Origin of the sequence: Shimia gijangensis (assembly GCF_900142085.1) — a bacterium.
In the GTDB taxonomy this organism is placed as follows: Bacteria; Pseudomonadota; Alphaproteobacteria; order Rhodobacterales; family Rhodobacteraceae; genus Shimia; species Shimia gijangensis.
Genome location: NZ_FQZQ01000006.1, coordinates 169,805 through 192,176 on the forward strand (window position 1 = coordinate 169,805; position 22,372 = coordinate 192,176).

Annotated in this window: 20 protein-coding genes and 1 pseudogene; 15 read left to right on the forward strand and 6 right to left on the reverse strand. The window is 54.0% G+C overall.

The features are described 5' to 3' along the window. Positions 1-9: 9 nt before the first annotated feature. From BUC32_RS07500 to BUC32_RS07510, 3 genes are all read left to right on the forward strand, one after another. Positions 10-1,470, forward strand: a complete 1,461-nt coding sequence (locus tag BUC32_RS07500) for an ABC transporter permease (protein WP_073251197.1) — start codon at positions 10-12, stop codon at positions 1,468-1,470. Positions 1,471-1,574: 104 nt separating this feature from the next. Continuing rightward, the gene (locus BUC32_RS07505; protein ID WP_073251199.1) at positions 1,575-3,662 is read left to right on the forward strand and encodes a dipeptide ABC transporter ATP-binding protein; all 2,088 of its coding nucleotides are present in this window, start codon (positions 1,575-1,577) and stop codon (positions 3,660-3,662) included. A 99-nt stretch (positions 3,663-3,761) separates the two neighbouring features. Further along, the gene (locus tag BUC32_RS07510; protein ID WP_073251201.1) at positions 3,762-4,097 is read left to right on the forward strand and encodes an antibiotic biosynthesis monooxygenase family protein; all 336 of its coding nucleotides are present in this window, start codon (positions 3,762-3,764) and stop codon (positions 4,095-4,097) included. Positions 4,098-4,119: 22 nt separating this feature from the next. On the opposite strand, the gene BUC32_RS07515 is transcribed toward BUC32_RS07510, so the two are convergent. Together BUC32_RS07515 and BUC32_RS07520 are read right to left on the reverse strand one after the other, a co-directional pair. Beyond that, the gene (locus BUC32_RS07515) at positions 4,120-5,262 is read right to left on the reverse strand and encodes a cytochrome-c peroxidase (protein ID WP_245815148.1); all 1,143 of its coding nucleotides are present in this window, start codon (positions 5,260-5,262) and stop codon (positions 4,120-4,122) included. Positions 5,263-5,354: 92 nt separating this feature from the next. Further along, positions 5,355-5,939, reverse strand: a complete 585-nt coding sequence (locus tag BUC32_RS07520; protein ID WP_073251205.1) for a lytic transglycosylase domain-containing protein — start codon at positions 5,937-5,939, stop codon at positions 5,355-5,357. Between the two features lie 208 nt (positions 5,940-6,147). Between BUC32_RS07520 and ssb the strand changes: the two genes are divergently transcribed. After that, a complete protein-coding gene (gene ssb / locus BUC32_RS07525) occupies positions 6,148-6,672 on the forward strand; it encodes a single-stranded DNA-binding protein (protein WP_073251207.1) in 525 nt (174 codons plus the stop codon). Between the two features lie 12 nt (positions 6,673-6,684). Next, the gene (pepT, locus tag BUC32_RS07530; protein ID WP_073251209.1) at positions 6,685-7,932 is read left to right on the forward strand and encodes a peptidase T; all 1,248 of its coding nucleotides are present in this window, start codon (positions 6,685-6,687) and stop codon (positions 7,930-7,932) included. 131 nt (positions 7,933-8,063) lie between these two features. Here the strand turns inward: pepT and trpB are convergent, their stop codons facing one another. From trpB to BUC32_RS07545, 3 genes are all read right to left on the reverse strand, one after another. Further along, entirely contained in the window at positions 8,064-9,269 is a 1,206-nt protein-coding gene (trpB, locus tag BUC32_RS07535; RefSeq protein WP_073251211.1) for a tryptophan synthase subunit beta, read from the reverse strand. A 145-nt stretch (positions 9,270-9,414) separates the two neighbouring features. Beyond that, positions 9,415-10,527 carry a 3-dehydroquinate synthase gene (gene aroB / locus BUC32_RS07540; RefSeq protein ID WP_073251213.1) on the reverse strand — a complete coding sequence of 371 codons (1,113 nt, stop codon included), beginning with the start codon at positions 10,525-10,527 and terminating at the stop codon, positions 9,415-9,417. After that, on the reverse strand, positions 10,524-11,072 hold the full coding sequence (locus BUC32_RS07545) for a shikimate kinase (protein WP_073251276.1): 549 nt from the start codon (positions 11,070-11,072) through the stop codon (positions 10,524-10,526). Before BUC32_RS07545 ends, aroB begins: the two co-directional genes overlap by 4 nt. A 132-nt stretch (positions 11,073-11,204) precedes the next feature. Here BUC32_RS07545 and BUC32_RS20640 point away from each other — a divergent pair, with 132 nt between their 5' ends. From BUC32_RS20640 to eno, 6 genes are all read left to right on the forward strand, one after another. Beyond that, the gene (locus tag BUC32_RS20640) at positions 11,205-11,363 is read left to right on the forward strand and encodes a hypothetical protein (RefSeq protein WP_175556912.1); all 159 of its coding nucleotides are present in this window, start codon (positions 11,205-11,207) and stop codon (positions 11,361-11,363) included. Next, complete coding sequence (locus BUC32_RS07550) at positions 11,353-12,864, forward strand: hypothetical protein (protein ID WP_073251215.1); 1,512 nt, start codon at positions 11,353-11,355, stop codon at positions 12,862-12,864. The genes BUC32_RS20640 and BUC32_RS07550 overlap by 11 nt, the downstream gene beginning before the upstream one ends. A 4-nt stretch (positions 12,865-12,868) precedes the next feature. Beyond that, entirely contained in the window at positions 12,869-13,801 is a 933-nt protein-coding gene (locus BUC32_RS07555; RefSeq protein WP_073251217.1) for a tyrosine recombinase, read from the forward strand. Between the two features lie 48 nt (positions 13,802-13,849). Next, positions 13,850-15,196, forward strand: coding sequence for an HlyC/CorC family transporter (locus BUC32_RS07560; protein ID WP_073251219.1), 1,347 nt, complete (start codon positions 13,850-13,852; stop codon positions 15,194-15,196). A 149-nt stretch (positions 15,197-15,345) separates the two neighbouring features. After that, positions 15,346-16,245, forward strand: coding sequence for a DMT family transporter (locus BUC32_RS07565; RefSeq protein WP_073251221.1), 900 nt, complete (start codon positions 15,346-15,348; stop codon positions 16,243-16,245). 182 nt (positions 16,246-16,427) lie between these two features. Further along, positions 16,428-17,702 carry a phosphopyruvate hydratase gene (eno, locus tag BUC32_RS07570; protein WP_073251223.1) on the forward strand — a complete coding sequence of 425 codons (1,275 nt, stop codon included), beginning with the start codon at positions 16,428-16,430 and terminating at the stop codon, positions 17,700-17,702. 53 nt (positions 17,703-17,755) lie between these two features. Here the strand turns inward: eno and BUC32_RS20385 are convergent, their stop codons facing one another. Continuing rightward, positions 17,756-18,073: a hypothetical protein gene (locus BUC32_RS20385; RefSeq protein WP_139280676.1), complete on the reverse strand. Its 318-nt coding sequence runs from the start codon at positions 18,071-18,073 to the stop codon at positions 17,756-17,758. A gap of 349 nt (positions 18,074-18,422) precedes the next feature. Between BUC32_RS20385 and BUC32_RS07580 the strand changes: the two genes are divergently transcribed. From BUC32_RS07580 to BUC32_RS20175, 4 genes and pseudogenes are all read left to right on the forward strand, one after another. Further along, positions 18,423-18,629, forward strand: coding sequence for a cold-shock protein (locus BUC32_RS07580; RefSeq protein WP_073251227.1), 207 nt, complete (start codon positions 18,423-18,425; stop codon positions 18,627-18,629). 139 nt (positions 18,630-18,768) lie between these two features. Then, positions 18,769-19,629 carry an alpha/beta fold hydrolase gene (locus tag BUC32_RS07585; protein ID WP_073251229.1) on the forward strand — a complete coding sequence of 287 codons (861 nt, stop codon included), beginning with the start codon at positions 18,769-18,771 and terminating at the stop codon, positions 19,627-19,629. Between the two features lie 26 nt (positions 19,630-19,655). Then, the gene (locus tag BUC32_RS07590) at positions 19,656-20,078 is read left to right on the forward strand and encodes a cupin domain-containing protein (RefSeq protein WP_073251231.1); all 423 of its coding nucleotides are present in this window, start codon (positions 19,656-19,658) and stop codon (positions 20,076-20,078) included. A 392-nt stretch (positions 20,079-20,470) separates the two neighbouring features. After that, positions 20,471-21,558: pseudogene (locus BUC32_RS20175) on the forward strand (IS3 family transposase). Positions 21,559-22,372 lie beyond the last annotated feature (814 nt).

Here is a 22,372-nt window from a genome sequence, read left to right on the forward strand (position 1 = left end):
GGTGAGCACATGGAAAATCTAACCTGGACAGGCTCTCTCGGATCAATCCTGGATCCTGTTTTTCAAATCGTTGCGGTGGTGTTCCTCCTTTTGGTGGCCCTGCAATTTGTCACCAGCCTTGTTTTGGCTCCGGCCTCGGACAAGATCAATTCAGACGGCACCATCACGTTGGATCGGGGCCCAAGTGCTCTGATTGGCATGGCTGTTCGCTACAGTTTCTTAGCTCTGCTTGCGATCTGTCTTGCCTATCTGATCCTTGGGATGGTTCTGTCATCTGAAACCACGGGCATAATCGGAACCGTTTCCGCACAATTTTCACCGGTCTGGCTGGCGCTTGTGGTGACTTTTCTCTTGTCGATAGTCTACAAACGCCGCCTCGGCCTTTATGGCAAGCTGTTTGATTCAATGATCGGTATGATCGGTTTTGGTCTGGTGATGTTCTGGGTCTATACAGCGCTGTTTGTTGGCCTGTTTGACCTGATCGCCACCCAAGATCCGCTTTCACAGCTTTCCGGCATGAAGAACAAGCTGCCTGGAACGGCAGTACGCGGCGCCAACCCGGAAGAATGTGGATCGGCCTGTTACTATCTATTGGGGGGGGACAACCTAGCGCGTGACGTCTTCAGCAGAATGGTCACCGGCAGCGTAATTGTCATTGTGATTGCACCGTTCGCCACGCTGTTTGCCTTCATGGTGGGGATCACCCTAGGCCTTCCGGCTGGATACTTTGGCGGCAGGCTGGACACTGGCCTATCGTTCCTTGCCAACCTGATCCTCGCTTTCCCGGTGATCTTGTTGTTCTACCTACTTGTAACGCCGGAAATCGTGGCCACGGGCATTCCCAACTATATGGGGATGGTTTTGTTCGTCTTTCCGATCATCTTTGTCGGCGTCCTACTGAATTCGCGGTACTATACGAGACCTAAGTTGCGCAATCCGTTGCTGGCTGGTGTTCTGATCGGAATGTTCTGGATTTACCTTTCTGGTATTTCGTCTGCGGGTTCTGTGATTGACGTCCTGCCGGGCACTTTGGATTTGTTCAATATTCCCGGCGGCATCCTTGTGGTGTTCGTATCCGTGGTCTTTGTGAACTCACCGACAGTGTTTCGGATTGTGCGTGGCCTTGCGATGGATATCCAGACACGGGATTATGTGGCTGCCGCCCAAACCCGAGGAGAGGGTCCTTGGTACATCATGCTTTGGGAAATCCTGCCCAACGCACGAGGACCACTGATCGTGGATTTCTGTCTGCGCATTGGCTACACCACAATCCTTTTGGGAACTTTGGGGTTCTTTGGCCTTGGCCTGCCCCCCGAGAGCCCGGACTGGGGGACGACGATCAACGATGGCCGTAAGCTGTTGTCGATTTATCCGCACCCCGCACTGGTACCGGCCTTCTCGTTGTTGAGCCTTGTTTTAGGTCTCAACCTGCTGGCGGATGGCCTGCGTGAGGAATCTTTGCGTGACTGATATCATGGAGGCCGGGGGCCAGCCCCCGGTCCCCCGGAGTATTTGCAGCAAGATGAAGACAAACAGGGGCCAAGCCCCGAGAGCTCCAACAGGGAGACTGAACAATGAGTAAACTAGGTGACTATGACGGCCCGATCCTTGAGATCGATAAACTGTCGATATCCTTTTTCACCCGACTGCGTGAGATTCCCGCCGTGATGGACTTTTCGGTTCGGGTAAAACCGGGCGAAGCCGTCGGTCTGGTCGGTGAATCCGGATGTGGTAAATCCACCGTGGCACTTGGGGTCATGCAGGACCTTGGCAAGAACGGTCGCGTTGTAGGCGGTTCGATCAAGTTCAAGGGGCGTGATCTGGCCGAGTTGAGTCCAGAAGAGTTGCGCGACGTGCGCGGCAATGAAATTGCGATGATCTATCAAGAACCTATGGCCTCTCTGAACCCGGCCATGAGGATCGGCAAACAGCTGATGGAAGTGCCGATGATTCACGAAGGTGTTGGCAAAGAGGAGGCTTACAAACGCGCGCTGGAAGTGGTGACAGATGTGCGCCTGCCAGACCCTGAGCGTATGCTGAACTCTTTCCCGCACCAACTGTCAGGTGGTCAGCAACAGCGCATCGTAATTGCGATGGCCCTGATGTCAAAACCGGCCCTGTTGATCCTGGACGAGCCGACCACGGCGTTGGATGTGACAGTTGAAGCCGCGGTTGTCGAACTGGTCAAGGATCTGGGCAAAAAGTATGGCACATCGATGCTGTTCATCTCGCACAACCTTGGTCTGGTATTGGAAACCTGTGACCGGATTTGTGTGATGTATTCGGGTGAAGCGGTTGAGCGTGGCTCAATCGAAGATGTCTTTGACAACATGCACCATCCCTATACCCAAGCGCTGTTTCGCTCGATCCCACTTCCGGGGGCGGACAAAAATGCACGCCCACTGGTGGCCATTCCGGGCAATTTCCCGTTGCCGCACGAACGCCCCAATGGCTGTAACTTTGGTCCGCGCTGTGACTATTTTGAAGAAGGTCGATGTGACAAAGGCGAAATTCCGATGGTCAATGTCGAGGGCTTTGAACGCCATTCGTCGCGCTGTCTTAAGTTCGAGGAAATTGACTGGAATGCGCCAATTGCCAAAGCGGAAGTCAAGGAAAAGGGCGAAATTGGCGAAGTTGTTCTGAAAATGGACAACCTCAAGAAATACTATGAGGTCGCTGCAAATGCTCTGTTTGGCGGCGGTGATACCAAAGTGGTTAAAGCCAATGAAACCCTGAGCTTTGAAGCACATGAATCCGAAACACTCGCGATTGTGGGCGAGTCCGGCTGTGGCAAGTCCACCTTCGCCAAAGTGCTGATGGGATTGGAAACCGCCACCGAAGGGGAAATTCTGCTGGATGGCAAAAACATCGAACAGACTCCGATCCAGTCTCGCAACACCAAAACGGTGGCTGATGTTCAGATGGTGTTCCAAAACCCGTTTGACACGCTGAACCCTTCGATGACGGTAGGGCGCCAGATAATGCGCGCGTTGGAAATCTTTAAGATCGGCGATAGCGAAGCTGATCGTCGCAAACGCATGCTAGAGCTGTTGGATCTGGTCAAACTGCCACGGGAGTTTGGTGATCGTATGCCGCGCCAGCTTTCCGGTGGTCAGAAACAGCGCGTGGGTATTGCGCGCGCCTTTGCGGGTGGTGCACGCATTGTTGTGGCGGATGAACCTGTATCTGCGTTGGATGTGTCCGTGCAGGCCGCCGTGACCGACCTCTTGATGGAAATCCAGCGCGAAGAGAAAACCACATTGTTGTTTATCTCTCATGACCTGTCCATCGTGCGCTATCTGTCGGATCGTGTCATGGTCATGTACCTTGGTCACGTCGTTGAGCTTGGCACCACAGATCAGGTGTTCTCACCGCCCTACCATCCATATACCGAGGCGTTGCTTTCGGCGGTTCCGATTGCTGACACTTCGGTTGAGAAACAGCACATCGTGCTAGAGGGCGACATTCCGTCGGCGATGAGCCCGCCCCCTGGCTGTCCGTTCCAAACGCGTTGTCGCTGGAAATCAGAAGTCCCCGGCGGTCTTTGCGATCAGGAGGTTCCTCCGGTACGCGATTTGGCAGATGGCCATCAGGTAAAATGTCATCTCAGCGATGACATCTTTTCCCGGATGGAACCGGTCATTAAGATCGCAGCTGAATAAACAATCAGGGGCCTGCGGGCCCCCGATTTCTTTTTGGGTAATGCAGCCCGGGGTCCAACATCCTCTTTACATATCCGCCGCCACGCTTAGGGTGCAGCCATGTCCCGATTTGCCCCCCTTCCCGCCCCGCCCTATTACGCAGTGATATTCACGGCCCAACGCAGCGATGGGGATCATGGCTATGACGCCATGTCGGCACAAATGGTTGAGATGGCCGAACAACAACCCGGATATATTGGCGCGGAAAGCACTCGGGATTCCGCCGGGCTTGGCATCACTGTCAGCTATTGGAAAGACGAGGCAAGCCTGGTTGCCTGGAAAGATGTCGCTCAACATCTTTTGGCGCAAAAGCTTGGCAAGACACGGTGGTATGAGCATTACACATTGCGTGTAGCCAAAGTGGAACGCGCATATGACGGTCCCGAAGGGCGTTAGGGTTCCAGAATTCCGCTGTGTCTCATGGGTCTAACAAATGCTCGTATCGCAAATCTGTTAGTGTTTTCAGAAAGGCTACCAATGCATCAACCTCTGCGTCATTGAGGTCTTTGCCTTTGATCAAATCCGACACCGCCAATGTCTTGGTCACCTCTGGTAAGCGCCACCGTTCCAGAGTTTCCGGATTGATCTGGCGAAGCGGCGCCAGACTGTTGTACTTGTTGTAAAACAAGATCACGGTGCGCAGTTCCTGAAACACGCCATTGTGCATATAAGGCCCTGTCACCGCGACATTGCGCAGCGTGGGCACTTTGAAACGCCCGGTTTCTGCGACGTGATCAACCCTTGGATTTTGAAACAACCCTTTGTCTACATGCCTGTTCCCTAAACCATTGATCGCCCGGACAGCATGGTTCATTGGCACTCCGATATTGTGGTATCGGTAGGTCGAAAAAGTCTCTTTTTCCTCTCCCGGCTTTTCCCGGAATTGGTGGCAAATACTGCAATTGGTCTTGTCTCGTGCAAAAAACAGAGACCGGCCCAGATTTTCTTCCTCGGTCAGGTCGATATCTCCTTTTAAATACCGGTCATACCTCGAGTCAAAAGGGGCAAAAATGCCTGTTCGCTCATAAGCTGCCAAAGCACGGGTCATGGCCGCAAAGGTGGCATCCGTGTCTTCCAGAGTATCTTTCGGGAACAGAGTTCGCAGGCTTTGAACGTAGTCAGGGCTCTCGAGCAAGCGCACCACCACGCTGGCCTTATCAGGTATCCCCATTTCAATTGGATTCAGCGGCGGTTCTCCGGCTTGAGCCTCCAGTGTTGTGGCCCGTCCATCAACAAAGAACCCGCCAAGATACTGCCCTTTGTCATTTCGATGAAATTCAGGTGCAAACCCGACATATGTGAGCGTAGGCGCGCTGCGATCTCCCACGGATTCACCGTCGTCCCCTAGCGAGACCGCCTTGCCGGCCCCTATCTCTCTTGGGTCGCTGAAAGCATAGTCCGGATCATGGCAGGTTGCGCAGGCCTGAGTTCGATTGGCCGACAGGTTTTCGTCAAAAAACAGCGCCTCGCCAAAGGCTTCCAGCGTGTCATGGCCTTCATCGGCCGCGACGTTTGTAGCACAGGCACAAAACACCATAAGCCAAGTTATTTTCAGGGTCACAACCAAACTCCGAGACACGTTGTGCGATGACCTACGCCGTAACCCGGAAAAGTTCCTTAACCAAAGGCAAATCGGCTGTGGAAAGCCGTCGGTTAAATACCCAAGATCACGCGCACGTAGTTCTGGGTTTCCTTATAGGGCGGCACGCCGCCGTATTTTCGAACAGCTTGCGGCCCCGCATTGTAAGCCGCCAAAGCGAGTCTCCAAGACCCGAATTTGCGATACTGCTTGGCCAGATAACGCGCACCACCATCCAGATTCTGGTAGGGGTCCAACGGATCGACATTCAGCCGACGTGCCGTTTCAGGCATAAGTTGCGCCAATCCCAGCGCGCCTTTGTGCGATTTGGCCGAGGCGTTCCAGCCGCTCTCTTGTTGAACCAGCTTGAGAAACAGATCGACCGGCACACCGTTGCGCATAGCTGCTTCACGCGCCATTGGAAGATAGGGGCCGTTGTATTTGCCCTTAAAACTACCATCACCCCATTTTGACGGGGTGTAGACCTTTTGCGGAGCGAGCCGTACCGAATTGTTGTATTGCTGTTTGGCTCTGGTATCCAAAACATTGGTTTTAGAACGAAAGCTGGCTTTGCTCGACTTCGATGATAGAAATTCAGCCGCCACAGGCGAAGCGGCCAAAACAGCCGTCGTCAATGCACCCAAAACGATACGTTTCATTCGAAAAGCCCTGCCTCTTGGCGTTTGTTAAGCGCACTATAAACATATCTGTTAACAGATTTCCAGAATTCTGCGCCGTTACCCGCACACCAAAGCTGTTTTTCGCCGAGAACCTTCATGAAAAATCTTGTCAATTAGGCTAGCATTAACGTTGTTCAGATGGTCTATGCTGTGCCGGAGAAATTCAGATTCTAAAGGGAGCGGGCATATGGCCGGATCGGTGAACAAAGTCATTCTGGTGGGCAATCTTGGCCGGGACCCCGAAGTCAGGACATTTCAGAACGGCGGCAAAGTGTGCAATCTGCGCATTGCCACGTCGGAAACCTGGAAAGACCGCAGCACCGGCGAACGCCGCGAGCGCACTGAATGGCACTCGGTTGCCGTTTTTCAGGAAGGTCTTGTGCGGGTCTGTGAACAATATCTTCGCAAGGGCTCCAAGGTCTATCTTGAAGGCAAACTGCAAACCCGCAAATGGCAGGATCAGTCTGGAAATGACCGCTACAGCACCGAAGTGGTATTGCAGGGTTTTGACGGCACATTGGTAATGTTAGACGGCCGCAGCGGCGGTGCTGATGGCGGCGGTGGCTTTGGTGGCGGTCAAGGTGACGGCAACTATGGCGATCAGGGTGGCTATGGCGGTGGCGGCTATGACAGCGGCGCACAGGGTGGTGGCGGATCACAACAAGGTGGCGGCGCCCCATCGCGCGATCTTGACGATGAGATCCCGTTCTAATCGGAGCTATCCATGACAAGTTTTCCTGATTTTGACCGCGCCCTCGAGGCGCGGCTTGTCGCTTATTGCGCAATCGATAGCCAAAGTGATGAGACCTCACCATCTCAGCCCAGCACAGCAATCCAACTGGATATGCAACGCCATCTGGTGGCCGAACTGGAACGAATTGGTGCCTCGGAGATTGAGCTGACAGACTATGGCGTTGTGCTGGCCACAGTGCCTGCAACGGCTCAAAACGCACCCAGTATAGGGTTCTGCGCGCATGTGGACACCGCACCGCAATACAATGCCACCGGGGTAAAGCCACGGGTGCATCACGCCTGGGACGGCAACGATATCACATATCCGGACGTGCCAGACCTAGTGCTGAGCGGCTCATATTCTTCCTATCTCGCAGGCAAGGTTGGTGAAGACATCGTTACCGCCTCGGGCCTGACTTTGCTTGGGGCGGACGACAAATCCGGCGTGGCCGTAATCATGACCATGACCGAGCATCTTTTGTCTACACCCGGACTTAAGCACGGTAAAATCCGTCTGGCGTTTACCCCCGACGAGGAAATTGGACGCGGCGTCGCCCCCCGCCTGCCCGTTGATTTTGGTGTGGATTTTGCCTATACACTCGACGGTTCGAGCTTTGGAAAAATTGAGTACGAAAGCTTTTCAGCAGACGGAGCATCGGTATCCATCAAGGGCGTCTCTGCGCATCCGGGATATGCCAAAGACAAACTGGTCAATGCGCTGCATGTGGCGGCCCGCATCGTCTCGCTTTTGGACGTTGCCGGAGAAACCCCGGAAACCACCAGTGATCGAGAGGGGTTTATCCACTGTTATGGTATCCAAGGCGGATCATCCGAAGCCGACGTCCGGTTTATCCTTCGAGATTTCGAACTTGATGGTCTAAGTGCTCGTCGTGACAAGTTGCAAAAGGCTTGCACCACTGCAATGGAAGATTTCCCCGGAGCAGACGTTGTTTGCGAGTTTGCAAAACAATACCGAAACATGCGCTATTGGCTGGAAAACGATATGACGCCAGTTGAGCTCGCTCATGCGGCTTGCAAAGAAGAAGGTGTTGCCTCTTTGACAGGCCTCATTCGCGGTGGCACCGACGGGTCACGGTTGACAGAACTGGGTATCCCCTGCCCCAATCTGTTTACCGGCATGCAGGAAATTCACGGGCCTTTAGAGTGGATCAGCGTTCAGGACATGGCCGTTGCAACCCGGGTCTGCCTGCGCCTTGTTCATCGGGCAGCGGTGAGCTGACTCCACGACATTGAAACAAAGCAAAAACGCCGGAGGAATCGGGCCCCCGGCGTTTTTCTTGGTCGCCCGTCCGCTTCAGCGGACTCGCGCCAAGCCCCCCTCGATGGGGGTAAGGCGCGCGCCATAAGGCTTTAGCTTTCGCCAAACCCATAGGTTTCGGTGACATAATCGATGTCTTTGTCGCCGCGTCCTGACAAGTTCAACAAGATCGACTTACCCGGGTTATTCCCGGCTTCACGCATCGCAAAAGCCACCGCATGCGCACTTTCCAGTGCCGGAATGATGCCTTCGTGACGTGACAAGGCATAGAACGCGTTCAAAGCCTCCTTGTCGTCGGCAGCCGTGTAGTTGGCCCGACCAGTGCGATAAAGATGCGCGTGCTCCGGTCCAACGCCGGGGTAATCCAAGCCCGAGGCAACAGTATGAACCGGTGCAGGCTCACCGTTTTCGTCTTTCAACAGCATGGTGCGGAATCCGTGGATATCACCGTCTTCACCATAGGTGATGGTTGCTGCATGATCACCAAGCTTCGATGATGTGCCCAAAGGCTCAACCCCATAAAGCGAGACATCTTCATCATCAATAAACCCGGCAAACAGACCCATTGCGTTTGATCCACCGCCAACACAGGCCGCCACGATATCGGGTAGGTTGCCGGTCATATCCAGAAACTGCTCGCGCGCCTCAATGCCCACGATGTGTTGGAAATCGCGCACCATCATCGGAAAGGGATGCGGCCCGACAACAGATCCAATCGCAAACAGTGCCGTATCTGCCTGAGGCACATAGGCCTGAAATGCCGAATCCACCGCTTCTTTCAATGAGCGTCCACCAAAGCCGACGGGCACAACTTCTGCCCCCAACAGCTTCATGCGTGTGACATTCGGAGCTTCCTTGGCGATGTCAATTTCGCCCATGTGAATTTCGCATTCCATGCCAAAGTATGCCGCCGCCGTCGCCAATGCCACACCGTGTTGCCCGGCGCCGGTCTCAGCCATCAGCTTGGTTTTGCCCATATGTTTGGCTAGCAACGCTTCAGCCATACAGTGGTTGAGCTTGTGCGCACCAGTGTGGTTCAAATCTTCACGCTTAGCGTAAATCTGCGCCCCACCACTCATTTCACTCAGGTTTTTCAGGTAGGAAATCGGTGTAGGACGTCCCTGAAAATGCTTCCGGATATAACGTAAGTCGCGAATATACTCGGCCGAATTCGAAATCTTGTCATAGCTTTCGGCAATCGCCTTGAAATGCGGCTCCAGTACCGGAGGCAACATCGCCCCACCGTATTCGCCGAAAAACCCTTCGCGGGTTGGTGTGGACTTCAGATATGATGTCATTGTTGATTTCCTCCAAAACAGTCAGCATCCACTTTGCCGTTTTTGTGACTGTCGTAAAGGAACGATTTGACGCGGGAAATGGCAGGAACTGATCGGGATAGCACGAACCGCGCCAAGGCGCCGATGATGAAAGGCGATGAGCGGCCTACCTGCGGGCCAATTCGTCTTGCAGCAGATCCCGCACAACATTTCGCGGCACATCTGAGGTAACAAATGCCTCTCCAATACCCCGTGCCAAAATAAAGCGCAGCTGGCCGTCGATCACCTTTTTGTCCTGCGCCATCAGCTCCAAAAGCCCGTCTGCATCCGGAATATCGCCTTCAATGTGAGACAAGTCCACTTTCATGCCCATTTCGGCCAGATGTTGCCGAACTCGGCTGGGATCTTCCTGCGAACACAGGCCCAGACGATGGCTGAGTTCAAAAGCCAGCGCACACCCAATCGCAACGCCTTCGCCATGCAAAAGACGGCTGCCATAACCCGTCGCAGCCTCAAGAGCGTGACAAAACGTATGGCCCAGGTTCAACAGTGCGCGATCACCCTGTTCTGTCTCATCTCGGGCGACAATCTCGGCTTTCATTTCGCAGGATCGTCTTACGGCTGCAATACGTGCGCTTTCGTCTCCCGAAGCCAGCGCAGGGCCCTGACCCTCCAGCCATTCAAAGAAGTTAGAATCGCCAAGCAATCCGTATTTCACGACTTCGCCGTAACCCGCTAGAAAATCACGCGGCGTCAGCGTGCCCAGTACATCAATATCGGCCAGCACCAAGTTTGGTTGATGAAAGGCCCCAATCAGATTTTTGCCTTGTGGTGCATTGATTCCGGTCTTGCCCCCCACCGAACTGTCAACTTGTGCCAGCAAGGACGTCGGAATTTGAACAAAACCCACGCCGCGCCGTAGCACCGCGGCGGCAAAACCCGTCAAATCGCCAATCACCCCACCGCCAAAGGCCACCACCAGATCACGGCGTTCAACTTTTTGCTCGAGCAACCACTCAACAGTACGGGTAAAGTGCGGCCAGCTTTTGGTGCTTTCGCCTGCCGGCAGCACCAAGGCCTCCATGGTGATCCCGGCCTCGGCCAATCCGCTGCGCAGCGTTTCCAGATGAATGGCCGCCACATTTTCGTCCGTCACAACCCGCACTTGCGGACGAGCCAATATCGGAGCGATCAACGCGCCCGCACGCGCCAGCAATCCGGGGCCAATGTGGATATCATAGGCGCGCTCGCCCAACCCAACATGAACGGTTTCGTTCATACCACTTCCTCCAGAACGTCGGGGCGCGTTCGAAGCACATCAATCACCCGCCCCGCCATATCGTCGATTGAAAACTGTGCGTCCGCTTTGACGGACAGGTCAGACCGGCGATAAATCGGTACCCGTGCTTCATAGATCTCTGTCAATGTTGCCAGTGGGTTGGCGGTGCGCAGCAATGGGCGGGTGTCCTTGTGTTTCACCCGGCTCCACAACAGGTCGAGATCTGCATCCAACCACACGGCGACACCTTTGTCTGAGATAACCTCACGATTACCTTCGGCAAGGTAAGCCCCTCCACCGGTTGACAAAATCCCTCGTTCTTCATCCAAAAGACGCTCAATCACCTGAGCCTCTTTGCGTCGGAAAAACGACTCGCCGTCTCGTTCAAAAATTTCTGAGATACTCATGTTTGCGGCTTTGACGATCTCGGCATCAGAATCCAAAAACGGCACTCCCAGGCGGGCCGCAAGCGCGCGACCAACGGCTGTTTTGCCAGCCCCCATCATCCCCACAAGAACCACTGTTTTCTTAAGCTTCACAGCCATTTCACCAATCAAAGTTGCGCGGCAATCGGCCAAGCCTTGCCCAAAATTCACCTTTTGGCATTGAATGACGTGATCTTGTGCAAAAGGCCAGTTATAAGTTGAAAAAAACACGAGCAGTTTCAGGGGAAAAGCATGGGCAAATTGATCGGCCTTATAGTCATTTTGATTGTACTGGCAGGGCTTGGCCTTGTGGCATTCGCCTATGTTGGGCCGATTCTTGGGTTTGATTTTTCCGCCCCACAAACGGAAATTCGCGTGCCAGTCACGCTGAACCCTTCTGATGGTAGCTAAAACTGTAACACTGTCGGCCTTGTTGGCCATGGGCGCGACCTATGCGGCGGCTGAAACGCATCCGCTGTCCGCCATTGAATGGCTCAACCAGACCCCCACTGTCACTCTAGATATGGGCCTACCCGAGGCGCCGGTTTCAGCAGGTGCTCTTAAGCCTGCTATTTCGGTTGATACGCTGGGTGTACTGGGGCGCGACGCGGTTGGTCTTTTGCCGCCAAAAGTGACCGGCTTGCCGGATTCCTTGTGGCAACACAGTCAGGCGGGCGTTCTGGCAACTTTGGTCACGGATCAGCACCCGACGTTATTACCTGCAATGCAGGCACTGCTTTACACAGTATTGCTGGCCGAAGCGAACGCACCATGGGATGCGGGCACACAAGACGCGTTATTGCTGGCCCGGATCGACAAGCTGGTCGACATGGGTGCGTTAGAGCAAGCCACCGCTTTGGTTGAACGCGCAGGTGCAACCACTCCAGAGCTGTTCAAGCGCTGGTTTGATGTCACCTTGTTGATGGGCTTTGAGGACGCCGCCTGTCGCGCTTTGGTCGCCAATCCGCGTCTGGCGCCAGACTATGCATCACGCGTCTTTTGCACGGCCCGCACCGGGGATTGGAACAGCGCCGCTTTGATGTTGGAAACAGCCAATGCCCTGGACCTGATCACCGACGAAGAAGACGCCCTTTTGGTCCGGTTTTTGGATCCCGATCTGTTTGAAGACCAACCCATTCTGACGGCGCAATCCGATCCCAGCCCGCTTATCTATCGACTTTATGAAGCAATAGGAGAGCCACAGCCCACGCGCAGCTTGCCCCGCCCCTTTGCCCATGCAGATTTGCGCACGACGGTCGGCTGGAAACCCCGGCTTGAGGCTGCGGAACGTTTGGCGCGCACCGGGGCTTTGCCGGAAAACCGGCTGCTGGGAATTTACTCTGAGGGCAAACCATCCGCATCCGGTATGATTTGGGATCGGGTCGACGCCGTTCAAGTCTTTGATCGGGCCTTGGAATCCAGAGATGTTGACGCGATTTCTGACACGCTCCCGTCTGCGTGGTCAGCTATGCAAAGTAAACATCTGGAGGTACCTTTTGCCCGTCTTTACGGACATCGGCTGTTGGCCATGCCACTTAAGGGTGTGACCGCTCGTCTGGCACGAGACATTGGATTGTTGTCCCCGGCCTATGAGCAGGCAGCCCTTGCCGGGCCAAGGGATTTCCTGGCCGGTTTGGCGCAGGGCAATCCTCCACAGACGCCACTAAACCCGTTGCATCGCTCGATTGCTGATGGGTTCCACGAAGCACGCGTGCCGCAACATATCTCGGCCAAGCTGGCACGCGGCCAATTGGGTGAAGTGATCCTGAACGCCATGTCGCTGATGGAAGATGGGGCTTATGGTGATCTTGCTGCACTGACGGATGCGATCGCGATTTTCCGTGCAGTCGGATTAGAAGACACCGCCCGCCGGGTTGCTTTGCAGGCAACGCTGATCGATACGCGGGGATAAATACATGCATGATTTCAGATGGATATCAGCCTTTCTTGACGCCAATGCCGCTGAAATGGGAGCTGCTGCCAATACTCAGGAAGCCTATGGTCGTGATCTCAAAGATTTTACCGAGTGGTGTGCTGCGAATGCCAAGTCCTTTGACCGGGTCGAACGTGTGGATATCGAAGCCTATATGATTCATTGCGAGGCTCAGGGACTGGCCACATCAACCCGTGCGCGCCGATTGTCTTCTGTGAAACAGCTTTACCGCTTTGCCTTTGAAGAGGGCTGGCGCGACACAAACCCCGCGATCCAAATTCGCGGCCCCGGCAAATCCAAGCGCCTGCCCAAGATCCTGGAAGTTATCGAGGTTGACCGCCTGTTGGACGCCGCACGACATTCGGGCCGGAATGCGCATGACCGGCTGCGTAACACCTGCCTGATGGAGTTGCTCTATGCCACCGGCATGCGGGTGACCGAACTGGTATCCCTGCCCGTTTCGTCCGCCCGTGGTGATCCGCGGATGCTGTTGATCCGCGGCAAAGGCGAAAAAGAACGTATGGTGCCGTTATCACCACCTGCCCGCATCGCATTGGCAGAGTGGTTGCAAGAGAGGGATACCAGAGACGAATCGGCGGCAGAAAAAGGCTACAAACCGTCTGGCTTTTTGTTCCCGTCTCGCAGCAAGGCCGGGCATCTGACCCGTCACCGATTTTATCTGCTAATTAAGGAACTGGCCGTTTATGGCGGTGTCTCACCGGAAAAGGTAACGCCACACACATTGCGTCACGCTTTTGCCACCCACCTGTTGGCCAATGGTGCCGACTTACGGTCTATCCAGACCCTTTTGGGTCATGCGGACGTCGCGACCACCGAGATTTACACCCATGTTCTGGACGAGCGCTTGCGCGAATTGGTTCACGAGCATCACCCGCTGGCCAAATCACGCAAATAAGCAGGCAGCCGCTTGATTGCGCGCGCCTCAGCCCCCATAACCCATTGCATGGGCTACACAGTTATTGAAACCGCCGAAGACGCCGCCGAATTGGCGGCCACCACCCCACTGGACAGCGCGTTCTGGATCAGCGCAGGCACGATCCTTGGCCTGCTTGTTCTTTCTGGATTCTTCTCGGGTTCGGAAACCGCCTTGACTGCAGCATCTCGCGGCAAACTGCGCACCAAAGCTGGCAAAGGGGATCGTGGCGCGGCAAGAGCCTTGAAGATCACCGAAGACAATGAGCGGCTGATCGGCTCGGTTTTGCTGGGCAACAATCTGGTCAATATCCTCGCTGCTTCTCTGGCGACAGCCATGTTCACGCGCGCCTTTGGTGAATCTGGTGTGGCATTGGCGACATTGGTGATGACCCTTTTGGTCCTGATCTTTGCCGAGGTGCTGCCCAAAACCTATGCCATCACCAAACCCGAAGAAGCCGCCGCAGGTGTCGCGAGGCCCATTGGGCTGGTTGTGACAATATTCGCCCCAGTGGTATCGGCGGTAAGGCTTTTCGTCCGGCTGGTTTTACGGGTTTTTGGTGTGAAAACCGACCCCGACAGTCATATCCTTGCTGTGCGTGAAGAAATCGCCGGAGCGCTGCAGTTAGGCCATTCCGAAGGTGTGGTCGAAAAAGAAGACCGGGATCGCATTCTTGGAGCACTCGACCTCAGTGACCGCACGGTTGAAGAGATCATGTTGCACCGGTCGGGCATTGAAATGGTCGACGCCAATGATGATCCGGGCAAAATTTTGAACCAATGTCTGGAAAGCAATCATACCCGCCTGCCAGTGTTTAAAGATGACCCCGAGAACATTATTGGTGTCATTCACGCCAAAGACCTTTTTCGCGCGATGTACAGCCGCGTATCTCAAGCAGACGCCACGCTGGAGAGCCTGAAGAATTTTGACCTGGCAGCAACGGCCAAAGAACCCTATTTTGTGCCGGAAACCACGTCTTTGGACGATCAGATGCGGGAATTCCTGCGCCGCCACGCCCATTTTGCCCTTGTGGTCGATGAATACGGTTCGCTTCAGGGATTGATCACTCTTGAGGATATTCTCGAAGAAATTGTGGGCGAAATTGCAGATGAATTTGACGCCGACGAAGAACCAGAGATTGCCAAGTCAGAAGATGGGCAATACCTGATTGACGGCGCGATGACCATTCGCGACCTCAATCGCGCCACAGATTGGACCCTGCCGGATGACGAAGCCAACACTGTCGCCGGTCTGGTGATCCATGAGGCACAAATGATCCCAACTGTGGGTCAGGTGTTTTCATTTCACGGTTTCCGTTTCGAAGTTATGGGCCGCGAAGCCAATCGCATCACCAGCCTGAAAATTCGCCCGCTTTAGCCCCAATTCCGACCTGGTTCGGGTACAGTTCACCATTTGTGATGTCAAAGACCACAAAATGATGTGCTGGAAATCGCAAACACGCTTGCAAAAAACTTGTCATTGCCGTTTGTGGAGAACAATTAACACGTAAACGAACGGCCATCCTAATGAACAACGTCCGGGGCATTCTGCTCATTATCCTTGCTATGGCCGGGTTCTCGATTGAGGACATGTTCATTAAGAAACTGTCAGCGCCACTGCCGACTGGCCAAATTCTGATTGTTCTGGGGCTGGGATCAAGCCTGATATTCTTGGTTCTGGCCAAGTTAAACGGTGATCGCCTTTTGGCCCCTGCCGCATGGGGGCGCCTGCCTATGTGGCGGGCCTTTTTCGAGGCTATTGCAGCCGCCGCATTCGCCGGTTCACTGGCATTGGTCGAACTCTCGACCGTTGCCGCTGTGTTTCAGGCCTTGCCACTGGCAATCACGATGGGGGCTGCTCTGTTTCTGGGGGAACAGGTCGGCTGGCGGCGTTGGAGCGCGATCAGCCTTGGGTTTGTTGGCGTGTTGTTGATCATTCGCCCCGGATTCGACGGCTTTGATCCCGCCAGCCTGTTGGTGTTGATTGCGGTCGTGACTGTCGCCGCGCGTGATCTCATCACCCGGCGGATCGACAGTGCGGTGTCATCCTATGTGGTGTCTTTTCAAGGCTTTGCCTCTCTCATTGTGGCGGGTGGCTGCATGCTGGCCTTCACCACCAAACCGATCGGGATCATTGGATCGTTTGAGGCATGGATGTTTGCAGGTGCCATCCTGTTCGGCGCGGCCGGCTATTGGGGCATCGTCACTGCGATGCGGGTTGGTGAGGCCTCAGTTGTGGCCCCCTACCGCTATACAAGGTTGTTGTTTTCATTGGTCATTGGCATTCTGGTGTTCAAAGAAGAGCCCGACACCTTGACCATTTTAGGGGCTTCTCTGATCATCGGCACCGGACTTTATACATTCCTGCGTGAACGCCGTCTGGACAAACCGGTTGAGCCTCCTCACTCGGATTTTCCCGCCGACTAATCGTCGTGTGGCTTTCGCCAGCAGTGTTGAAGATGACCCGTTTGTTTTGAAACTTGGCGAATGGGTGTGCGATACGCGCAATTCTGTCGCTGTTAGCCCTAACCCTACTCGCAACCGTTTACATTCACCCCTTGCCTGTTATGAAGCGCTCAACTGACCATTTTCTTAAGGAAACTGTCCACATGAGCACCATCATCGACATTCACGCCCGCGAAATCCTCGACTCCCGTGGCAATCCCACTGTTGAGGTCGACGTGATCCTCGAAGACGGCACCATGGGCCGTGCGGCTGTGCCTTCGGGGGCGTCGACGGGCGCGCATGAGGCGGTGGAAAAGCGTGATGGCGACAAAGATCGTTACCTGGGCAAGGGCGTACTTGAGGCCATCGCTGCTGTGAACGGTGAAATTGCCGAGGAACTGGTTGGCTTTGACGCGACCGAGCAGGTTGCCATCGACATGGCGATGATCGAACTGGATGGCACGCCGAACAAAGGTCGCCTTGGTGCCAACGCGATCTTGGGCGTTTCCATGGCTGTGGCCAAAGCTGCCGCTGATTTCACTGCGCAACCGTTGTTCCGTTACATCGGCGGTACGTCGGCACGAGTTCTGCCGGTGCCTATGATGAACATCATCAACGGTGGTGAACATGCCGACAACCCGATCGACATTCAGGAATTCATGATCATGCCTGTGTCGGCAACCAACATCCGCGAAGCCGTGCGTATGGGCGCCGAAGTGTTCCACACCCTGAAAAAAGAATTGACGGCTGCGGGCCTGTCGACCGGTATCGGCGACGAAGGCGGCTTTGCTCCAAACATCGGCTCAACCCGCGCCGCTCTGGATTTCATCCAGAACGCTGTCGAAAAAGCAGGTTACAAACTGGGTGAAGACATCTACCTAGCCCTCGATTGCGCCTCGTCTGAGTATTACGTCGACGGCAAATACGAGCTGAAGGGCGAAGGCAAATCGCTGACCTCAGAAGAAAACGCAAACTATCTGGCCGCCCTGTGTGACGACTATCCAATCATCTCAATCGAAGATGGCATGGACGAAGATGATTGGGCAGGCTGGAAACTGCTGACCGACAAGATCGGTGACAAGGTCCAACTGGTCGGTGACGATCTGTTTGTGACCAATCCCGTACGTCTTGCCGATGGCATCGATCAGGGCGTGGCCAACTCAATGTTGGTCAAAGTGAACCAGATCGGCACGCTGACAGAAACGCTCAAAGCCGTCGATATGGCGCATCGTGCGCGTTACACCAACGTGATGTCGCACCGTTCGGGTGAAACCGAGGACGCCACCATTGCCGACCTCGCCGTGGCGACAAATTGCGGCCAAATCAAAACCGGCTCTCTGGCGCGCTCAGACCGGCTCGCCAAATACAACCAGCTAATCCGTATTGAGGAACTGCTGGGCGAAACTGCGGAATACGCTGGGCGTTCGATTTTAAAATAATAAAACCGGCGGAGGTATTCACCTACGCTGGTTCATTCTTTGAGCGATGGTTTCTACTGCCCGGGCACGGGCAGTTTTGCCATAGCTGTATCAAAGGTTTCGCGCGTCAAATCCTGGTTTTTGCCCTGCAAACAGGCGTAGAGCTTGTTGTGAAACTTGGCCTGCATTTCAGGGCTTGGTCCTTCACCTTCTTGCAGCGGCATGTCTTTGCGCAGCGATCTCATGCACATTCCCATGCCCCAGCTACTGACACCCATTGTGGTTGCTGCTTCTTCAATGGCTGCGCGGCTTGGACGCCCAGACGCGGTTTCCGCAAAGCTGCTGACTGCAATCAGTGAAACGGCTGTCGCCAGCATCAAAGTCTTTTTCATTTTGACATTCCTACTTTGGTTCATTGCCACTTTTACGAAGCCATCACGACGTTCCGTCGCCACGCGTCTCAAAAAATTTGAATTGAAATCGCTTTCCTTACTTTTTCTACTCCACAATTGGGTTTATCACCTTCTTGCACAGATATTTTTTGTGCGCGCGATCGGCAACAAATTGCAAATCCTCGCAAAAACACTTGCAAGATTCGCTCAATCACCCCATATGGACATCGCTAACGTTATTCTTTTTCGACCACTGTCACCCGATTTTCGGCGTTCAGTCTTTCGATCCAAGACCGACTACGCCGGGTTGTCGCATTCACGCGGACAACAAAATTAGGAGACTACGGATATGGCTACTGGCACCGTAAAATGGTTCAACACTACTAAAGGCTTCGGCTTCATCGCACCCGACGGCGGCAGCAAAGATGTATTTGTACACATCTCAGCTGTTGAGCGTTCCGGTCTGACTGGCCTCGCCGACAACCAAAAAGTGACTTTCGACCTGGAAGCTGGTCGTGACGGTCGCGAATCTGCGGTAAACATCGCACTGGCGTAAGCCAAAATTTGTGACTTACCTCTAAGACGTGGTCCCGGTTCGGGGCCACGTTTTTTTGTGCGCGAAAGCCTTTGCCAATTTGTGGTGATCACGCGACGTCAGGGTTTTCGCCCTTATGGTCACGCCCTAGCTTGCAACGATGATGCCAATCCAAAGCCAGACACAACTCGGACCGCACATCGCCACTGCATTGCAGTTTGGTGGTGCGGGAACCCCTTTGCATTTTTATCATGCCAATGGATTTGGAGCTTCGGCCTACCTGCCTTATCTGCAACGGATTGCACCACATTACTGCCTGAGCGCGCTTAATATGCGCCCGCTTTGGCCCAACGCACCTGCCCCAGAACGCAAGATCGGCTGGCATCAATATGCCGATGATCTAATAGCCTGGCTTGAGGCCACACAATCCGGACCTGTGGTTGGCCTGGGCCACTCTATGGGGGCGGTTGCCACAGCTTTTGCGGCCAACAAACGTCCCGATCTGTTTCAAGCTCTGGTTCTGATAGAGCCACCGGGCACGTCTTTGGCTGTGTCAGCGCTGTTGCGGTCGGTCCCATATAACTTGCGCAAACGGTTGGGCCCAATACGGGCGGCATCACGTGCCCGTCACATTTGGCCGGATTGCGAAACAATGTTTGGCGACCTGCGTCCTGACCCGGCGTATAAGCGTTTCGATGATGCCGGCTTGCGCCACCTGATTGCCAATACCACTCATAACAACACGAAAGGGGTCAGCCTGTCTTTTCCAGTGAACTGGGAAATGCACAATTACCTGCATGCACCGCACAGTCTGCCAGCGCTAAGTCGATTACAGGTTCCGACCCACATCATCGCAGCCAAAACCAGCTTTTTCTGCCCGCCAGAGGTCATGGCTAAAATAGAAGCCAAACGCCCTGACGTTCGGTTTTCAAATTTCCCCAACCACGGTCACCTGATGCCACTGGAAGCTCCGGAAGATGCCGCAACGGCCACTCTGGACGCTCTTGGCACCTTGCTCTGACAGGTTTGATCCGTCACAACTTCTTTATGACAGCTGATGACATCATTGCCCGCCTAAACCTTACTCCGCATCCTGAAGGCGGCCATTACCGCCAAACATGGATTGCCGAAGGATCGGGCAGCGCACGTCCTGCGGGCACATCGATTTACTTTTTACTCAAAGCGGGCGAGCGCAGTCATTGGCACAAGGTCGATGCCACGGAAGTCTGGCATTACTACGCTGGCGCACCATTGATCCTGTCGCTTTCAAAAACGGATCAGGGACCAAAGCAGGATCACATTCTGGGCCCGAATCTTGTGAACGGCCAACTACCGCAAAGGATCGTTCCAGTGGACCATTGGCAAGCCGCCCGCTCGACCGGGGATTGGACCCTTGTCGGCTGCACAGTCTCACCCGCCTTCCAGTTTGAAGGTTTCACTTTGGCCGATCCCGACTTTGACATCCCCTAGTTTCGTCTTGCCAAAAACACCTTGGGGTATGCCGGTTTTTTGAAACACAGTGTTCCACCCTCAACTTTTGCTTGTTTTACTCGAGTGGTTTTGGCGCTTTCTTAGCATTCTTTGACGGAGCTGCCAGAGCGCCAAGGAAGACACCTGGACGTTTGCGATTTTGAAACCGTGGATTTGATACCAAGCTGACCAAAGCTACTCTTGGAAGGTTATCTTTTTCAAAACAGAACGTGAGATGGCGATTTCTTGCGCCGCGAGACCGGTCAGGTCGGCGATTGTGACTTGATCGCTGTTTTGGCGACCCAGGTGGGTTTGTGAAAGGGTACTCTCCCCTAAAATTAGTGTTGTCGAAAAGTGGAATTTTCTCGGCAAGATATCTGAGGAGATTTACGATGAAGAGAGCACGATACAGCGACGCGCAGATTATGGGCATCTTGAAGCAGGCGGAGGGTTGGTACGCCCGTCCCTGAGCTTTGCCGAGAGCATGGGAAGAGCAGCGCCAGCTTTTACAAATGGCGGGCCAAGATTGGTGGCATGGATGCCCCCCTCATCACAGGGATGAGGGACATGGCCGAACAGAACCGGCGTCTCAAGAAGATGTATGCTAAGATGAGCATGCAGAATGATCTGTTGAAGGAGGCGCTTGGAAAAAAGTGCTGAGGCCGTCTCTGAGGCGAGAGATGGCCATGAATGCGGCCGCCCGGCATGGGGTCAGCATTGCGTCGGCCTGCCGCACATTCCAAATCAGTGAAACGTGTTATCGTTACAGCCCTGTGCTGAGCGATGAGAACGAAGAGATTTCTGACTGGCTTGAACGTCTGACGGGCAACAAGCGCTTCTGGAGCTTTGGGTTGTGCTTTTTGTACCTGCGAACGTTCAAGGCTATGGCCGGAACCACAAGCGCGTCTATCGGATCTACTGCGAACTGGAGCTGAACCTGCGGATCAAACCCAAGAAGCGACTGAAGCGTGATAAACCTCTGCCGCTGGCGGCCCCAGACCTGTCAAATGACACGTGGTCGATGGATTTCATGGCGGATCAACTTGCTGACGGCCAATCGATCCGGACATTAAATGTGCTTGATGACTTCAATCGCAAAAGTCTGTGCCTCGAAGTCGACTTCTCGTTGCTAGCCGAGCGCGTCGTGCAAAGCCTAAACCAGATCATCGAATGGCGCGGGAAACCAAACACCATTCGTGTTGATAATGGTCCCGAATACATCAGTGGAAAGTTGATGGAATGGGCTGAGAAACAGGGCGTCAGGCTGGAACACATCCAGCCCGGCAAGCCCCAGCAGAATGCCTGAATCGAGCATTACACCCGCACCGTTCGCGGCGAATGGTTGAGCTAATACATCTTTGAAACCATCAAGGAGGCACAGGATCAGGCAACCGAATGGCTCTGGACTTGCAACAACGAACGACCCAACATGGGCATTGGCGGCATCACACCCGCTATGAAACTGAAAGCAGCCGCATGAATTCTACGGCTGGACCCCATTAAAAACGGGGGGATTACCGCTGCAAATTCAACAAAATCATTAACTAGATCAGAAACACCACCCGGCTGGCGTTACCGAAGTTGAGACGTTTATACCAAGTCGAACAACGGGTTAATCAAACCGCACAATACTGACAGTTTAAGACGACAGGCATCCCACTGAGGGCTGTCAAGTGAGTACTCAAGGGATAAATATGTTTGAAATCCGACATAGCGATTACAATACCGATGAATTGATTAAATTGTTTGCTTATCAGCCTTTCAAACTTCCTGAAGGTACGATCACGGGGTCGGGCATGTCGATGCAAAAAAAATTCGGATGTGCGCGCACTCCGACCTCACCAATCTTCGGAATGGGATGCTTTTTATTCTGGATGCGTGGGCCAAGCTCGAATGTATGAAGATATACAGGCAGGCATAGAGAAGATCGCGGGCGGAATTAGAGGGAAATCATATACTGATGTAGCCTGTAATGCCGAATAATTCTGCTACCGTTCGCTTGAACTGGGAGCATCGTCAGCTACTGGGATAGATGCTCGAGACTTTGGCCGGGCATTTGAAGTTGTCAACGCCGATCGCGGCATGGAAACACGCTTTTTGGAAGCTCCATATAGTATGATGACGCATCAGTTTGATGGCTTGGCGGAAGACTATCAGTCTGACATTGTCGGCAATATCGCATTCATGTGTCACGATAGCTGAATTGGTCCTGCATTTCTGTACAAGTTTGCGGCTTGGCTAAGATGTATCGAGTTTTGTTCATGCCGCTTTTCGTATCTGCGCGTGGTCGAAGT

Coding starts and splice junctions, on each gene's coding strand:
- BUC32_RS07500 (WP_073251197.1), top strand. CDS start 10: ATGGAAAATCTAACCTGGACAGGCTCTCTCGGATCAATCCTGGATCCT.
- BUC32_RS07505 (WP_073251199.1), top strand. CDS start 1,575: ATGAGTAAACTAGGTGACTATGACGGCCCGATCCTTGAGATCGATAAA.
- BUC32_RS07510 (WP_073251201.1), top strand. CDS start 3,762: ATGTCCCGATTTGCCCCCCTTCCCGCCCCGCCCTATTACGCAGTGATA.
- BUC32_RS07520 (WP_073251205.1), bottom strand. CDS start 5,939: ATGAAACGTATCGTTTTGGGTGCATTGACGACGGCTGTTTTGGCCGCT.
- ssb (WP_073251207.1), top strand. CDS start 6,148: ATGGCCGGATCGGTGAACAAAGTCATTCTGGTGGGCAATCTTGGCCGG.
- pepT (WP_073251209.1), top strand. CDS start 6,685: ATGACAAGTTTTCCTGATTTTGACCGCGCCCTCGAGGCGCGGCTTGTC.
- trpB (WP_073251211.1), bottom strand. CDS start 9,269: ATGACATCATATCTGAAGTCCACACCAACCCGCGAAGGGTTTTTCGGC.
- aroB (WP_073251213.1), bottom strand. CDS start 10,527: ATGAACGAAACCGTTCATGTTGGGTTGGGCGAGCGCGCCTATGATATC.
- BUC32_RS07545 (WP_073251276.1), bottom strand. CDS start 11,072: ATGGCTGTGAAGCTTAAGAAAACAGTGGTTCTTGTGGGGATGATGGGG.
- BUC32_RS20640 (WP_175556912.1), top strand. CDS start 11,205: ATGGGCAAATTGATCGGCCTTATAGTCATTTTGATTGTACTGGCAGGG.
- BUC32_RS07550 (WP_073251215.1), top strand. CDS start 11,353: ATGGTAGCTAAAACTGTAACACTGTCGGCCTTGTTGGCCATGGGCGCG.
- BUC32_RS07555 (WP_073251217.1), top strand. CDS start 12,869: ATGCATGATTTCAGATGGATATCAGCCTTTCTTGACGCCAATGCCGCT.
- BUC32_RS07560 (WP_073251219.1), top strand. CDS start 13,850: ATGGGCTACACAGTTATTGAAACCGCCGAAGACGCCGCCGAATTGGCG.
- BUC32_RS07565 (WP_073251221.1), top strand. CDS start 15,346: ATGAACAACGTCCGGGGCATTCTGCTCATTATCCTTGCTATGGCCGGG.
- eno (WP_073251223.1), top strand. CDS start 16,428: ATGAGCACCATCATCGACATTCACGCCCGCGAAATCCTCGACTCCCGT.
- BUC32_RS20385 (WP_139280676.1), bottom strand. CDS start 18,073: ATGAAAAAGACTTTGATGCTGGCGACAGCCGTTTCACTGATTGCAGTC.
- BUC32_RS07580 (WP_073251227.1), top strand. CDS start 18,423: ATGGCTACTGGCACCGTAAAATGGTTCAACACTACTAAAGGCTTCGGC.
- BUC32_RS07585 (WP_073251229.1), top strand. CDS start 18,769: ATGATGCCAATCCAAAGCCAGACACAACTCGGACCGCACATCGCCACT.
- BUC32_RS07590 (WP_073251231.1), top strand. CDS start 19,656: ATGACAGCTGATGACATCATTGCCCGCCTAAACCTTACTCCGCATCCT.